At 74.8% G+C, this 14,422-nt stretch carries 11 protein-coding genes and 1 pseudogene; 6 read left to right on the top strand and 6 right to left on the bottom strand.

Annotation, left to right across the window (positions count from 1 at the left end; genetic code table 11):
* Window positions 1-191: 191 nt before the first annotated feature.
* Window positions 192-1,109 (top strand): methylenetetrahydrofolate reductase [NAD(P)H], encoded by a 918-nt coding sequence (gene metF, locus SM447_RS18620; protein ID WP_474574088.1) that lies wholly within the window; start codon window positions 192-194, stop codon window positions 1,107-1,109.
* Between the two features lie 43 nt (window positions 1,110-1,152).
* The gene (locus tag SM447_RS18615) at window positions 1,153-1,842 is read left to right on the top strand and encodes a CDP-alcohol phosphatidyltransferase family protein (RefSeq protein WP_474574087.1); all 690 of its coding nucleotides are present in this window, start codon (window positions 1,153-1,155) and stop codon (window positions 1,840-1,842) included.
* Window positions 1,843-1,917: 75 nt separating this feature from the next.
* Here the strand turns inward: SM447_RS18615 and SM447_RS18610 are convergent, their stop codons facing one another.
* The 6 genes from SM447_RS18610 to SM447_RS18585 all read right to left on the bottom strand — a co-directional run bounded on the left by SM447_RS18610 (window position 1,918) and on the right by SM447_RS18585 (window position 7,277).
* Window positions 1,918-3,405 (bottom strand): phytoene desaturase family protein, encoded by a 1,488-nt coding sequence (locus SM447_RS18610; RefSeq protein ID WP_474574086.1) that lies wholly within the window; start codon window positions 3,403-3,405, stop codon window positions 1,918-1,920.
* 10 nt (window positions 3,406-3,415) lie between these two features.
* A complete protein-coding gene (locus SM447_RS18605) occupies window positions 3,416-4,543 on the bottom strand; it encodes a glycosyltransferase family 2 protein (protein ID WP_474574085.1) in 1,128 nt (375 codons plus the stop codon).
* Window positions 4,540-5,388 (bottom strand): carotenoid biosynthesis protein, encoded by an 849-nt coding sequence (locus SM447_RS18600; RefSeq protein WP_474574084.1) that lies wholly within the window; start codon window positions 5,386-5,388, stop codon window positions 4,540-4,542. The genes SM447_RS18605 and SM447_RS18600 overlap by 4 nt, the downstream gene beginning before the upstream one ends.
* Window positions 5,385-5,972 carry a GNAT family N-acetyltransferase gene (locus tag SM447_RS18595; RefSeq protein WP_474574083.1) on the bottom strand — a complete coding sequence of 196 codons (588 nt, stop codon included), beginning with the start codon at window positions 5,970-5,972 and terminating at the stop codon, window positions 5,385-5,387. Before SM447_RS18595 ends, SM447_RS18600 begins: the two co-directional genes overlap by 4 nt.
* Window positions 5,969-6,712, bottom strand: a complete 744-nt coding sequence (locus SM447_RS18590) for a monooxygenase (protein WP_474574082.1) — start codon at window positions 6,710-6,712, stop codon at window positions 5,969-5,971. The genes SM447_RS18595 and SM447_RS18590 overlap by 4 nt, the downstream gene beginning before the upstream one ends.
* 76 nt (window positions 6,713-6,788) lie before the next feature.
* Entirely contained in the window at window positions 6,789-7,277 is a 489-nt protein-coding gene (locus SM447_RS18585) for a YbaK/EbsC family protein (RefSeq protein ID WP_474574081.1), read from the bottom strand.
* Between the two features lie 466 nt (window positions 7,278-7,743).
* Between SM447_RS18585 and SM447_RS18580 the strand changes: the two genes are divergently transcribed.
* The 4 genes and pseudogenes from SM447_RS18580 (at window position 7,744) to SM447_RS18565 (ending at window position 14,338) form a co-directional block, all read left to right on the top strand.
* Entirely contained in the window at window positions 7,744-8,193 is a 450-nt protein-coding gene (locus SM447_RS18580) for an SAV_6107 family HEPN domain-containing protein (RefSeq protein WP_474574080.1), read from the top strand.
* A gap of 126 nt (window positions 8,194-8,319) precedes the next feature.
* Entirely contained in the window at window positions 8,320-9,045 is a 726-nt protein-coding gene (locus tag SM447_RS18575) for a hypothetical protein (RefSeq protein WP_474574079.1), read from the top strand.
* A pseudogene (locus tag SM447_RS18570) lies at window positions 9,035-10,744 on the top strand (DNA polymerase Y family protein); the annotation flags it as partial. The gene SM447_RS18575 and the pseudogene SM447_RS18570, both read left to right, overlap by 11 nt.
* A 210-nt stretch (window positions 10,745-10,954) precedes the next feature.
* Window positions 10,955-14,338: an error-prone DNA polymerase gene (locus tag SM447_RS18565; RefSeq protein WP_474574078.1), complete on the top strand. Its 3,384-nt coding sequence runs from the start codon at window positions 10,955-10,957 to the stop codon at window positions 14,336-14,338.
* The last annotated feature ends 84 nt before the right edge of the window (window positions 14,339-14,422 follow it).

Raw genomic sequence — 14,422 nt, 5'->3', positions numbered from 1 at the left:
CCGGCACCCACCGGTCTGCTGCTGACCCCCGGCGCGGGCCCCCGGTGCGGTTTCCGACCGCATCCGCGCCAGGTGAGCAAGCTAGCCCGGGGGTGTGACAGTCGCCCAAGGCGGACACCGCATCAACGGGCCTCGTCCCCACCGCTGGGAAGCCGGTGGGGGTGTCCGGCCCGGCCCGCTAGAGTCGGTGCGTGGCGCTCGGTCTTCCCTCGGTCCTCCCGAACTCGCAGCCGGCGATCGGAGAGCTGGTCCGCGACTGCCAGCCGACCTTCTCCTTCGAGTTCATGCCGCCGAAGACGGAGCAGGGCGAGCGGCAGTTGTGGCAGGCCATCCGGGAGCTGGAGCCACTGCGCCCCTCGTTCGTCTCGATCACCTACGGTGCCGGCGGCTCCACCCGGGACACCACGGTCGCGGTCACCGAGCGGATCGCCACCGAGACCACGTTGCTGCCGATGGCCCACCTGACCGCGGTCAACCACTCCGTCGCCGAGCTGCGGCACGTGGTCGGCCGGCTGGCCGGCGCGGGGGTGCGCAACGTGCTGGTGGTACGCGGTGACCCGCCGGGCGATCCCACCGGCGAGTGGATCCCGCACCCCGACGGCGTGCAGTACGCCGAGGATCTCGTCCGCCTGGTCCGTCAGTCCGGTGACTTCAGCGTCGGTGTCGCCGCCTTCCCCTACCGGCATCCGCGCTCGCCGGACGTCGACACCGACACCGAGTACTTCATCCGCAAGTGCCGGGCCGGCGCGGACTTCGCGATCACTCAGATGTTCTTCGACGCCGACGAGTACCTTCGGCTGCGGGACCGGGTGGCCGCGGCCGGCTGCGACACCCCGATCCTGGCCGGGGTGATGCCGGTGACCCGGATCGGCACCATCGAACGATCGGTGCAGCTGTCCGGGGCGCCCTTCCCGCCGGCGCTGGCCGCCCGGTTCGAGCGGGTCGCCGACGATCCGGAGGCGGTCCGTCGGCTGGGCATCGAGCAGACCAGCGAGATGTGCCGGCGGCTGCTCGACGAGGGGGTCCCGGGGATCCACTTCATCACCTTCAACCGGTCCACCGCGACCCGGGAGATCTGGCAGAACCTGCGGGTGGGCGCCGCGACGTGACACCCGGCGCGCGACACCTCGGCGCCGTCGCGACGGTTGAACCGTGGTGGGCAGACAGCTGAACTGGAACGAGTACGCCACGGCGTGGGCCCGGCTGCACGGGGGGTTCGATCCCCGGGCCGCCACTCCGGTGGTACGCGGCTGGCTGCGCTTCTCCTACCACGTCGGGTTCCTGCTGGGCCGGCTGCGGGTCGGCCCTACCGCGGTGACGGTGGTCGGGGTGCTGCTCTGCCTCTGCGTACCGCTGTTCGCGGTCCGGCCGGGCGACGGGCCGTTCCTGGCTGCCCTGTTCGTGCTGCTCGCCTCGGTGGCCGACAGCGTCGACGGGGCGGTGGCCGTGGCCACCGGCCGGACCACCCGCCTCGGTTACGTCTACGACTCGCTGGCCGACCGGCTCGGCGAGGCCGCCTGGCTGGTGGCGTTCTGGCTGGTGGGTGCGCCGGGGGCGCTGGTCGCCGCGGGCGGGGCGCTCTCCTGGCTGCACGAGTACGTCCGAGCCCGCGCGGTCGCCGCGGGCATGCGGGAGATCGGCGCGGTCACCGTGGGGGAGCGGCCCACCCGGGTCTGTGTGGCGGTGGCGGGCCTCCTGCTGGCCGGCCTGTCCGGGCTGATCGAGGCGGATCTGGCCGCCGGCACCATCACCATGGCGACCGCGGTCTGGGTGCTGCTCGCCGCCTTCGGCCTGGGGCAGCTGCTCTCCGCCGTCCGCCGGGCGCTGATCGACGCCGACTGACCGGCCACCGCCCGAGCGCGTTAACAAGGGGCCCTTCCTATACCGCAGGCGTTAACAGGGGGCCCTTCCTTGCACCTACCAGGCAGGGCCGATCGCGTCGGCGACGATCTGCGCGGACAGGGTCACCATCGGCAGGCCGCCGCCCGGGTGGCTGGAGCCGCCGACCAGCCACAGACCGCGGGCCGGTCCCCGGTTGGTCGGCCGGAGCAGGCCGCCGGCGGTGCCGTAGATGGTGCCGCCCGGAGCGCCGGTGGCGGTGGCCAGGTCCGCCGGGGTACGCACGTCGCGGAACACCAGCCGGTCGCGTACGTCCACCCCCCGCTCGGCCAGCACGTCGAGGATCCGGTCGGCGTACGCCTGGGCCAGGCCCGGTCGACGCCAGTCGACCGCCCCCGGTCCGGTGCCCTGCCGGGCGGCGTTGACCAGCACGAACCACGCCTCGTGCCCGGCGGGGCGGACGGCCGGGTCGTTCGCCACGGTGACGAAGACCGTCGGGTCGGCGGCCGGGCGGGCCCGCCTCCCGCGCCCCGGATCACCGAAGACCGCGTCGAACTCGGCGTCGTAGTCGTCGGGGAAGAAGACGTTGTGGTGGGCCAGCCCGGAGTCGCCGCGTACGCCGAGCAGCAGCACGAATCCGGCCAGGCTGCGGGCGGTGAGCCCGGCCAGCCGGCGCGGATCGGGCAGCAGATCGCGGTAGACGCTGAGCGCGTCCACGTTGGCCACCACCACGTCGGCCGGGACCGGGGTGGTCGAGTCGGCCACGCGTACCCCGTGCACCCGGCCGCCCACGGCGTCGATCCGGGTGACCGTGGTGCCGGTACGTACCACCACGCCCAGGTCCAGGCAGCGCGACAGCAGCGCGTCGGCGAGGGTGCCCAGCCCGCCGCGTAGGTACCAGCCGCCGAAGGCCAGCTCGGCGTAGGGGACCGCGACCAGCGCGGCGGGCGCCCGGCGGGGGTCGGCGCCGGTGTAGGTGGCGTACCGGTCCAGCAGCATCCGCAGTCGCGGATCGGACATCAGGGTGCGACCCAGCCCGCGGAGGCTCTGACCCGGCCGGATCGCGGCCAGGTCGCCCAGCCGCCAGGCCAGCCGGGCCAGGTCACGGGGAGAGTCGACGCGACGGCGCAGGATGTCGTGCTCGGAGGCTCGCCATACCCGGGCGGCGCGCCGCCACAGCCGCTGCCAGTCGGTGGCGGCCCGGTCGCCGAGGGCCGCGCCGATCCGGGCGGTGAACTCCGCCGGGTCGGCGCAGGAGTCGAGCACCGCTCCGCCACCGGGGAAGACGTGCCGCACGATCGGGTCCAGCGGCACCAGGTCGAGGTACTCGTCGAGCTTCGCCCCGGTCGCCTCGAACAGCTCGTGGAACACCTCGGGCAGGGTCAACAGGCTGGGGCCGGTGTCGAAGTGGAACGAGCCCTCGAGGGTGTCCCGGGTGTGTCGTCCGAGCTTGCCGCCGACCGTCTCGGCGCGTTCGAGGACGGTCACCTGGTGCCCGGTGACGGCCAGCCGGGCCGCGGTGGCCAGGCCACCCACCCCGGCGCCGACGACCACGATCCGCGCCATGCCGCACTCCCTAGCTGACCGGACGGCCGCGCCAGGACAGGCGCCGCCGCTTGCGCAGATGGTACGACCGCAGAGTCAGCCAACCGAGGACCGCGACCGACACGGGGTGGCTCAGCGCGTCGGGCCAGGCCCGTCCGCCGGTGGCCCGGGCGCTGACCACCCGCCCGGCCACCCCCGCCAGGTACGTGCCGGCGGCGATCCCGGCCACCGCCGGCGCACCGGCGAGCGAGGCCGCGACGGCGAGCAGCGGCGGTGCCGTGTAGAGCGTCAGCAGCAGGGTCAGCACGATGGCGGCGGCGGCCGGGTGCCCGAACGAGGCCCACAGCGACTTGGTGTAGCCGTCGCGCAGCTGCGGCCAGTTCTCGTACATCCGGCAACTGGCCAGCCGGGAACCGTCGGCGAGGGCGATCCGGCCGCCGGCCCGCTTCACCGCCCGGGCCAGCTCGATGTCCTCCAGCACCCGGTCGGCGACCGCCGCGTGTCCGCCGGCCCGCAGGTAACCGGCCCGGTCGACGACCAGGAACTGTCCGCCGGCCGCGGCCAGCGACGGCCGTGCCGAGCGTTCCATCGCCCGCAGCGGCAGGAAGGTCAGCCACAACCACTGCAACAGCGGCTGCACCAGCCGGTCGGCGGCCGTCCGCACCACGATCCGTGGGTACGGCGACAGCAGTGTCGCCCCGGCGGCGCGCAGTTCGGTGACGGCCGCCGCCACGGCGTACGGGTCGAGCACCACGTCGGCGTCCACGAAGACCAGGGCGCTGGCCGACTCCTCGGCGCGGGTGGCCAGTTGCCAGCAGGCGTGCGGCTTGCCCAGCCAGCCCGGTGGCGGGGCCGCCCCGGTGAGCAGGGTGACCCGGGGGTCGTCGGCGACCACCGCGCGGACCACCTCGGCGGTGCCGTCGGTCGAACCGTCGTCGAGCACCACGATGCGCAGCCCGGGCACGCCCCGCTGGGCGAGCAGCGCGCGCAGGCACGGGGTGACCCGGGTGGCCTCGTCGCGCAGCGGCAGCAGCACCGCCACCGTCTCGGTGACCTCGGTCGGCCGGTCGGGTGGTCGACGTAGCCAGCGGCCCGCGTTGACCAGGGTGTGCACGGTCAGCGTGGTGACACCGACCAGCAGGACGAGCGCGACGGTCATGCCGTCACGTCGGCCGCGTCGGCCGGGGAGCGCGGCGGGTCGGCCGCGCGGTCGCCGGTACGCCGGGCCCGCAGCAGCGTGAGGGCCAGCGGTACCGCGACCACCGCCATGCCGGCCGCGCCCCACACCGCCGAGGCGGGCAGGTCGAGGAAGACCGCGTGGGCCAGCACGCTGGAGCCGTACGTCCACAGGTAGAGCGCGTACATCGGCTGGTCGCCGTCGCCGGTGGTGGCCACGGCGGGCCCGGCGAGCGGGCGCAGCGCGGCCATCATCAGCACCGCGAACAGCAGCCAACCGAGGTAGTTGCTGACCGGGATGCCGGGCAGCCCGGGCAGGGCCGGAGTGGGGTCCCGCCACACCCAGTGCCCCTCGGCCACCATCTGCGGATCGAGGAAGAGGTCCCAGGCGGCCAACCCGACCGTGGCCAGCGCGATCCGGCCCGGCCAGCGCCATCGACCGGACGGCCGCCCGGTGAGCCGGGTCGCCGCCAGCCAGGCCGGCCAGGCCATCCAGGTCCAGGCGAGCGGAATGATCAGCGGCACCCCGGCGAGTTTCGGGCCGAGCTGTCCCGAGTAGTCGTAGCTGCCGAACGGAAATCCGGTGGCCACGCCGAGCGCCTCGATGGCGAACCCGCCGCCGGTGGCCACCGTGACCAGTGCCGCCGCCGTCCGGGGGCCCCGGGTGAGCAGGGCGTGGCCGACCGAGAGCAGGTAGCCGAGCACGACGGTGGCCACGGTCAGCCGCGCCCGGGTGACCCCGCCGGTCAGCGGGTAACAGATCTGCGCCAGCACCAGCAGGGCCAGCAGCGTCCAGGCGTAACCGCGGGCCGGTGACCGCCCGGTCATGACGGCGGCGTGGTCGGCGCCGACGCCGGTGGGATCGGGCCCGGCGCGGGCAGCGGCAGATCCCGGCCGAGCACCCCGAACGGACGCTCGTCGCCGGGGAAGCGGAAGTCGCGCAGCACGTCGACGAAGCCGAACCGGCGGTACAGCCGCCAGGCACGCGAGGTGGCCTCGTCGGCCTCCGGGGTGGACAGCAGGGTGGTGGCGCCCTCGGCCATGCTGAGCAGGGCGCGCAGCTGCCCGGCGCCCAGCCCGTGCCCCTGGGCCGGTGGCCGCACGTGCAGCTCGACCACCTCGAAGCAGTGGGCCAGCCAGCGTCGCCGGGTGGCCTGGTCCAGTGCCCGCCAGACCTGGTCGTGCCACCACTGCCCGGCGGCGCCGAGGTAGCCGTACCCGAAACCAGCCAGGTGACCGGAGCTGGTGAGGCTGGCCACGGCGCGGAAGCCGGGCCGGCGCACGTGGGTGGCGATGTAGCCGCGACGGGCCTCCAGCAGGTCGGCGCGGTAGCCCATCGCCTCGCCGTAGACGGCCACCACGTCGTCCAGCCGCCGGAGGAGATCGTCCGGTGTCCACCGCACCAACCTCATGCCCGCTCACCCTTCGCCGGGTCACCGTCGTCGGTGACCCACCCCAGTACCGTTCGGTCACCGACCACGTCCCGCACCTCGAATCGGGCGAAGAGTTCCTCCGCGTACCACCGCTGGGTCTCCGTCCGGGTGATCGCGGCCCGGTGCTGCGGGTGACGGTACGCGAACGCCACCAGATCCGCCGGATCGCGCCACACGCTCACCGTGCCCTGCCAGCCGAGGGGTGCCTCGCCGATGCCGAAGCGGGCCAACAGCCCCGGTGCGGCGTGCAGGGCCGCGGCGACCGGCGGGACCGCCCGCCAGAAGGTGAGGGCCCGGGGCGGGCGCAACCGGGCCCGGGTCAACGCCAGCACCGGGCCGGTGACCCGACCGCCGGTGGGCTCACCGAACGGCCGCCGGCCGGACCATTCGCCCCGGCTGGTCAAGGGTCGCAGGTCGAGCCGGACGCCCGCGTGGGCGAGGCCGGACCAGGCCCGTGCCACCGGCGAGTCGGCGAACCGGTCGGCCGCGGCGGGGGAGTCCCACACCGTCAGCGCCGCCCACCGGGTCAGGTCCGCGTCGCCGGGCCCGAAGCCGGTGCCGGTCCCGGTGCCGAGCAGCTTGCCGAAGCGTACGCCGGGCAGGGCACGCAGCCGGCGCGGATCGACCGCCATCCGGGTCAGCGCCCGGCCCACGGCGACCGGGGCGATCCGCCACACGTGCAGGGTGACCAGCTCGGGGACGCTCTCCGGGTGACTCACGCCGCCACCTCGCTGCGCTCGCCGCCGGCGCGAGGCACCACTGTGCTGTGCCTGATGGTTCGCTCGCTTCGCTCGTTCACGCCACGTCGGTCGGGGTTCCGCCGGTGACCCGCAGCAGTTCGGCGTACGTGGTGGGGAAGACCGCCTGCGGTACGCCGCCGGCGGCCCAGATCTCGTCGTACTTGTCCAGGGCGGTGTCGACCAGCGTGCGCAACGGCTGCGGGTGACCCACCGGGGCGACCCCGCCGATCACCTGCCCGGTGTGCTCCTTGACGAACTGCGGGGTGGCCCGGCGCAGCCGCGCGACGGCGAGCCGGGTGGCCAGGCCGGTGGTGTCCACCCGGTGGGCGCCGGAGGTGAGCACCAGCAACGGGGACCCGTCGGCGTCGAAGACGAGCGAGTTGGCGATGGCGCCGACGTCGACGCCGAGCGCCTCGGCGGCGGCCGTGGCGGTGTGCACGGCGTCGGGCAGCAGGCGGACCGTGGCGGGCGCGCCGGCGCCGTTCCGGGCGTTCGCGGCGTCGAGTGCGTCCTGCACCGCCCGGACGTTCGGGTGTGACTGCATGCCGCCATTCTTCCCGGTACGCGGGGCGCCCGCGCAGCCGGCCACGCCCGAGCCTCGCCCGGGATGTCGGCGCGTCACACGTTGCGTTTTCGTCGGTGGGAGGGTGTACTGTCAGCAGCAGTTAGAACGAGTGTTCGATTGCCTCGAACGTTCGTTCCAACCCCTCTCGGGGGCGGGTGTTTCGCGGCACCGGCTTCCGACAGGTGCGGTGCCGCGGACCGCACCTGGGCTCCGGGCAGTCGCGAGTCCGAGCCCGTCAGGCAGGACCGTCGTCCGCCGCCCACGACCCCCGGGCGGCGGACGACGGACCCGCCGGTACGCCGGCCGGGTGTGGTGTGGGGAAGCTCCGCACCCGGCTGGCCGCCCACCTGGTGCGTCTTCCTCCGCACCGACCGCCGCGGGCTTTCGCCGACGGATCCGACTCCGTCGTGCGCCTGCCCGCCCCGGCCCACCTGGAGGAGAGACCATGCCGACCAGTCCGGCTCAGGCGCCGACGGTGCCCGCGCACGTGCTGCCGCACCGCACTCCCGTCCAGTTGCTCGCGGTGGCCCGGCAGGGGCTCGCCGAGGCCGCCCGGACCGGCCCCGACGGCCTTCGGTACGCCGCCGCCCACCTCGCTGCCCTGCGTGCCGCGGCGGCGGTGCTCGCCGCCCGTGCCCGTCCCGCGCCCATCCGACGTCACCGGATCACCAGCGTCTGGGTTCTGCTCGCCAGCGTCGCCCCCGAGCTCGACGAGTGGGCCAGCTACTTCGCCCTCGGCGCCGGCAAACGGGCCGCCGCCGAGGCCGGCATACCCCGGGTGGTGACCGCCCGGGAGGCCGATGACCTGCTCCGTGCCGCCGAGGAGTTCGTGACGGTGGTGGAGGCTGCGCTCGGTCTGGCACACCAGCCGGCGATCGACGGTCTCGTCGCCTGAGCCGCGGCGTCCGGCCACCACCGGCGGGACCCCAGGGTGGCCGGACGCCGCCACGCGCACGTTCTTCTGATCCACGACAGCACCATCCATGGGCCGGATGCCCGTGGCGACGACGGGGGAGGTCCGATGGCGGGCCGCATGGTGGTCGGTTCCGCCGCGCTGGCCGGGCTGGTCCGCCCGGCCAGCGCACCCGACCCGGCGGGTGGGCACCGGGTGCTGCCGGTGCGGCCCGAGTTGACCGGGTTGCTGCCCAACCGGGGATTGCGGCGCGGCAGCACCATCGCGGTCGGTGTCGGTCAGGTCCGCCACAGCGGCACCACCTCGTTGCTGCTCGCGCTGCTCGCCGAGGCGTCCCGTGCCGGATCCTGGTGCGCCGTGGTCGGGCTGCCGACCTTCGGGGCCGGGGCGGCGGCCGAGGCCGGCATCGCCCTGGATCGGCTCGCCCTGGTGCCGCAGCCCGGTCCGGAGTGGCCCACCGTCGTCGCCGCGCTCATCGACGGGGTCGACGTGGTGGTCACCGCGGTGCCGTCCACCGTCTCCGCCTCCGTCGCCGACCGGCTGGCCGCGCGGGCCCGGCAACGGGGCAGTGTGCTGGTGCCGTACGGCCGGTGGGACGGCGCGGACGTGACGCTCCAGGTGGTCCGGGGGATCTGGGAGGGGCTCGGGCCGGGGCGGGGGCGGCTGCGCCGCCGGGAGGTGACCATCTCGGCTCGCGGGCGGGGTGCCGCCGCCCGCCCCCGGGAGGTGAAGGTCTGGCTGCCCGGCGACGACCTGACCCGGGTCATCCCCGCTCCGGCCGCCGCCGGTCGGCCGGGTGCCACTCGGCTGCGGGTGGTGGCGGATCGTGGGTGAACCGGTTCGGACGCTGCTGCTGTGGTGTCCGGACTGGCCGGTCCTCGCCGCCGAGATCGTCGACGGGGTACCCGCCACCGGGCCGGTCGCGGTGCTGCAGGCCAACCGGGTGATCGCCTGCTCCGAGCGGGCGCGCGCCGAGGGGATACGCCGAGGGCTGCGTCGACGGGAGGCGCAGGGACGCTGCTCCGGGCTCACCGTCGTCGACCACGACCCGGGGCGGGACGCCCGGGCGTTCGAGCCGGTGGTGGCCGCGGTCGAGGAGGTGGCGGTCGGGGTCGAGGTGATCCGCCCGGGGGCCTGCGCGTTGGCCGCGCGAGGGCCGAGCCGCTATCTGGGTGGCGAGGAGGTGGCCGCCGAACGGATCGTCGAGCACGTCGCCCTCAGTTGCGCGGTGGAGAGCCAGGTCGGTGTCGCCGCGGGGGTCTTCGCCGCCGGGCTGGCCGCCCGCGAGGGGCGGATCGTGCCGCCCGGCGGTACGGCGGAGTTTCTGGCCGGTCAGCCCGTCGAGGCGCTCGGCCGTCCTGCCCTGGCCGACCTGCTGCGCCGGCTCGGGGTGCGTACGCTCGGCGACTTCGCCGCGCTGCCGGCCGGCGACGTGCTGGCCCGGTTCGGGTTCGACGGGGCCCTGGCACACCGGCTGGCCGCCGGGCGGGACGACCGGCCGCTCGCGGTGCGGCGCCCGCCGGTCGACCTGACGGTCACCGCCGACCTGGACGAGCCGATCGACCGGGTCGACGTGGCGGCGTTCGCGGCCCGGACGTTGGCCGAGCGGCTGCACGAACGGCTCGCCGGGCACGGGCTGGCCTGCACCCGGCTCGGCATCGAAGCGGTCACCGCGCACGGCCAGGAGTTGCACCGGGTCTGGCGGCACGACGGCCTGCTCACCGCGGCGGCGATCGCCGACCGGGTCCGTTGGCAACTCGACGGTTGGCTCTCCGGCGCCCGTCGCGGCGGTGACCGTCCGGCCCGTCCCACCGCCGGGATCATCCGGCTGCGGCTGGTGCCGGACGGGGTGCTGGCCCAGGCCGGCCTGCAACCCGGGCTGTGGGGGGAGACCGGCGCGGAACGCGAGCGGGCGCACCGCGCGCTGAGCCGGGTGCAGGGCCTGCTCGGCCCCGAAGCGGTGGTCACCGCCGTGCTCGGCGGCGGGCGGTCACCGGCCGACCAGACGCGGCTGGTGCCCTGGGGCGACGAGCGCCGGCCCGCCCGCCCCGGTCCGCCGCCGCTGCCCGAGCCCGTCGAGCGCTCCTGGCCCGGTCCGGAGATCAAGCCCGCCGGCTCGGGTGAGTCGGCCAGCTTCGGTGAGTCGGTCGGCTTCGGTGAGTCGGCCGCTTCCGGTGGGCCGGCGGTCTCCGGCGGTGGATCGGCCCGGTCCGGTGGTCGGCGGGCGAGCGCCGGGCCGGCCGTACCGTCCTGGCCGGGGCGGCTGCCGCCGCCCTCGCCGGCCGTGGTGCTGCCCGTCCCGCTCGCCGCGAGCGTGCTCGACGCCACCGGCGCGCCGGTCGTGGTGAGCGCCCGGCTGGCGGTCAGCGCGCCACCGGCCCGGCTGAGCATCGGCGCGGTGCCACCGCAGGCCACCACCCCCATTCCCGCCCCGGGTTCCGCCGCATCGGCCACTGCGGCTTCGGCCACCGCTCTTCGCGGTGGCACGGTCGCGTCGGCCGAGATCGTCGGTTGGGCCGGTCCGTGGCCGGTCGACGAGCGGTGGTGGGCCCCGGCCGAGGCCCGCCGCCGAGCCCGGTTCCAGGTCCGCCTGGCCGACGGCAGCGCCCTGCTGCTCGCCGTCGAGTCCGGCCAGTGGCTGCTGGAGGCGATCTATGACTGACGTGAATCTTGGTGCGAAACAGCCCTCCGGAGGGTCGTTTCGTACCAAGATCCACCGGGTCTTCCGGGCGAGGTGGGGGTGGTGAGTTTCCACAATCCGCGGTTGCCGTGGTCGGAGTTGGAGCGGGTGCTCTCCGGGCGGGGTGGCGGGCCGGGCGACGGTGGCGGGCCGGGTGACGGCGGGCGGCGGCACCTGCATGTGGTGGATCCGCTCGCGGTCGACGCCGACGGGGGTGACTCGCCGGCCTGGAGCCGGCGGCGGGAGCACTACCGGCCGCCGGAGCTGACCCGGCCCGAGGGCGTGCCGGCGTACGCCGAGTTGCACGCGCACACCAACTTCAGCTTCCTCGACGGGGCCAGCCACCCCGAGGAACTGGCCGAGGAGGCCGTCCGGTTGGGGCTCACCGCGCTCGCCGTCACCGACCACGACGGCTTCTACGGCGTGGTGCGGTTCGCCGAGGCGGCCCGCGCGCTGGACCTGCCGACGATCTTCGGAGCGGAGCTGTCCCTCGGTCTGCCCGGCCCGCAGAACGGCGTACCCGACCCGCACGGCAACCACCTGCTGGTGCTGGCCCACGGCCACGAGGGGTACGCCCGGCTGGCCGCGACCATTGCCCGCGCCCAGCTGCGCGGCGGTGAGAAGGGCCGCCCGGTCTACGGCGAGCTGGAGGAGATCGCCGCCGACCTGCGTGACCACGTGCTGGTGCTCACCGGCTGCCGCAAGGGGCACGTGCCGGCCGCCCTGCTCACCGAGGGGGTCGACGCGGCGGCCCGGGAGCTGGACCGGCTCACCGCGCTGTTCGGCGCGGAGACGGTGGCGGTGGAGCTGACCGACCACGGGCACCCGGTCGACGGCGACCGCAACGACGCCCTGGCCGAGCTGGCGGCCGCCGCCGGGCTGCCCACGGTGGCCACGAACAACGTGCACTACGCCACCCCGGGGCGGCGCCGGCTGGCCACCACCCTTGCGGCCGTCCGGGCCCGACGCAGCCTGGACGAGATCGACGGCTGGCTGCCCGCGGCGGGCACCGCCCACCTGCGGGACGGCACCGAGATGGCGGCCCGGTTCGCCGCCTACCCGGGCGCGGTGGCCCGGGCCGCCGAGTTCGGCGCCGAGCTGGCCTTCGACCTTCAGCTCGTCGCGCCGCAGCTGCCGGCGTACCCGGTGCCGCCGGGGCACAGCGAGATGAGCTGGCTGCGCCATCTCACCGAGGCCGGCGCGCGGGAACGCTACGGCCCGCGCGAGGCGCACCCGCAGGCGTACGCGCAGCTCGACCACGAGCTGAACATGATCGAGGAGCTGGGCTTTCCCGGCTACTTCCTGGTGGTGTACGACATCGTCGACTTCTGCCGCCGGGCGGACATCTACTGCCAGGGCCGGGGTTCGGCGGCGAACTCGGCGGTCTGCTACGCGCTGCGGATCACCAACGTGGACGCGGTCCGGCACCGGCTGCTGTTCGAGCGGTTCCTGGCTCCGGAGCGGGACGGGCCGCCCGACATCGACGTGGACATCGAGTCCGACCGCCGGGAGGAGGTCATCCAGCACGTCTACGCCCGCTACGGCCGGGAGCACACCGCCCAGGTCGCCAACGTGATCTCCTACCGGCCCCGCTCGGCGGTGCGGGACGTGGCCAAGGCGTTCGGCTTTCCGCCCGGTCAGCAGGACGCGTGGAGCAAGCAGATCGACCGGTGGGGCGACGTGGCCACCGTCGACGTGCCGGAGATCCCCGAGCTGGTGGTCGCGTACGCCAACGAGCTCCAGACGTTCCCTCGGCACCTGGGCATCCACTCCGGTGGCATGGTGATCTGCGACCGGCCGGTGATCGAGGTCTGCCCGGTGGAGTGGGGTCGGATGCCCGGGCGCAGCGTGCTCCAGTGGGACAAGGACGACTGCGCCGCCGTCGGCCTGGTCAAGTTCGACCTGCTCGGCCTCGGCATGCTGTCGGCCCTGCACTACGGCTACGACATGATCGGGATGAGCCTGGATCTCGGCGACATGACGCTGGACGACCCCGAGGTCTACGACATGCTCTGTCGAGCCGACTCGGTCGGGGTGTTCCAGGTGGAGAGCCGGGCCCAGATGGCCACCCTGCCCCGGCTGCGGCCGCGCGAGTTCTACGACCTGGTGGTCGAGGTGGCGCTGATCCGGCCCGGCCCGATCCAGGGCGGCTCGGTGCACCCGTACATCCGGCGCAAGAACGGCCAGGAGCCGGTGACCTACCCGCATCCGCTGATGCGCAACGCGCTGGAGAAGACCCTCGGTGTGCCGCTGTTCCAGGAGCAGCTCATGCAGCTCGCCATCGACGTGGCCGGCTTCGACGCGGCCGAGGCCGACCAGTTGCGCCGGGCGATGGGCGCCAAACGGTCGGTGCAGCGGATGGAGAAGATCGCCGACCGGCTCTACCGGGGCATGGCGGAGCGGGGCATCACCGGCGAGCTGGCCGACGACGTCTACCGCAAGCTCACCGCGTTCGCCAGCTACGGCTTTCCGGAGAGCCACGCGATGAGCTTCGCCTACCTGGTCTACGCCAGCTCCTGGCTGAAGCGCTACCATCCCGGCCCGTTCCTGGCCGCGCTGCTGAGTGCCCAGCCGATGGGCTTCTACTCGCCGCAGACCCTGGTCGACGACGCCCGGCGGCACGGCGTGGAGGTACGCCGTCCGGATGTCAACGCCAGCGGCGCGACGCCGGTGCTGGAGTCCACGCCGGACACCCGCTGGGGCAGCCGGGCGGGGGAGCCACCGCACGCCTGGGGGTTGGGCGGTCCGGCGGTCCGGCTCGGACTGTCCAGCGTCCGTACCCTCGGCGACGGTGTGGCCGAGCGGATCGAGGCGGAGCGGGTGACGAACGGCCCGTACCGCGACATGTCGGATCTGGCCCGGCGGGTGGGTCTGACCGCCGCGCAACTGGAGGCGTTGGCCACCGCGGACGCCTTCGCCTGCTTCGGGTTGACCCGACGGCAGGCGCTCTGGGCGGCCGGTGCGGCGGCCCAGGAACGGCCCGGCCGGCTGCCCGGCACGGTGACCGGTACGGCGGCGCCGGTGCTGCCCGGAATGGAGGAGGTGGACCGGCTGGTCGCCGACGTGTGGGCCACCGGGTTGTCACCGGAGAGCCATCCGGCCCGGTTCATCCGGCCGCAGTTGGACGCCGTGGGCGCGGTGCCGATCGACCGGTTGGGCCGGGTGGAACCGGGCCGGCGGATCCGGGTCGGTGGGATCGTCACCCACCGGCAGCGTCCGGCGACCGCGGGTGGGGTCACCTTCCTCAACCTGGAGGACGAGACCGGCATGCTCAACGTCACCTGTTCACCGGGGTTGTGGCAGCGGCACCGGCGGGTGGCCCGGACCAGCGCGGCGTTGGTGGTGCGGGGGCGGTTGCAACGGCACGAGGGGGTGGTCAATCTGGTCGCCGACCGGCTGGACGCGATCGAGCCGCCGGTCCGCCCCACCTCCCGCGACTTCCGCTGACGAGGTTCGATCCGGTCACCTGGTTTGAAGTTCCCCGCGCAGGAGAAGTGCACCCCGGGCCACTGTGGCTTTTTCGTCTCGGGA

This window comes from Micromonospora aridisoli (assembly GCF_056150025.1).
The sequence above is the reverse complement of the archived record's forward strand: the minus strand, read 5'-3'. Positions and strand labels throughout refer to the sequence as shown.

Excerpts from the sequence above, each read along its gene's own strand:
- SM447_RS18610 (WP_474574086.1), bottom strand. The coding sequence starts at position 3,405 with ATGGCGCGGATCGTGGTCGTCGGCGCCGGGGTGGGTGGCCTGGCCACC.
- SM447_RS18605 (WP_474574085.1), bottom strand. The coding sequence starts at position 4,543 with ATGACCGTCGCGCTCGTCCTGCTGGTCGGTGTCACCACGCTGACCGTG.
- SM447_RS18600 (WP_474574084.1), bottom strand. The coding sequence starts at position 5,388 with ATGACCGGGCGGTCACCGGCCCGCGGTTACGCCTGGACGCTGCTGGCC.
- SM447_RS18595 (WP_474574083.1), bottom strand. The coding sequence starts at position 5,972 with ATGAGGTTGGTGCGGTGGACACCGGACGATCTCCTCCGGCGGCTGGAC.
- SM447_RS18585 (WP_474574081.1), bottom strand. The coding sequence starts at position 7,277 with ATGCAGTCACACCCGAACGTCCGGGCGGTGCAGGACGCACTCGACGCC.
- SM447_RS18580 (WP_474574080.1), top strand. The coding sequence starts at position 7,744 with ATGCCGACCAGTCCGGCTCAGGCGCCGACGGTGCCCGCGCACGTGCTG.
- SM447_RS18575 (WP_474574079.1), top strand. The coding sequence starts at position 8,320 with ATGGCGGGCCGCATGGTGGTCGGTTCCGCCGCGCTGGCCGGGCTGGTC.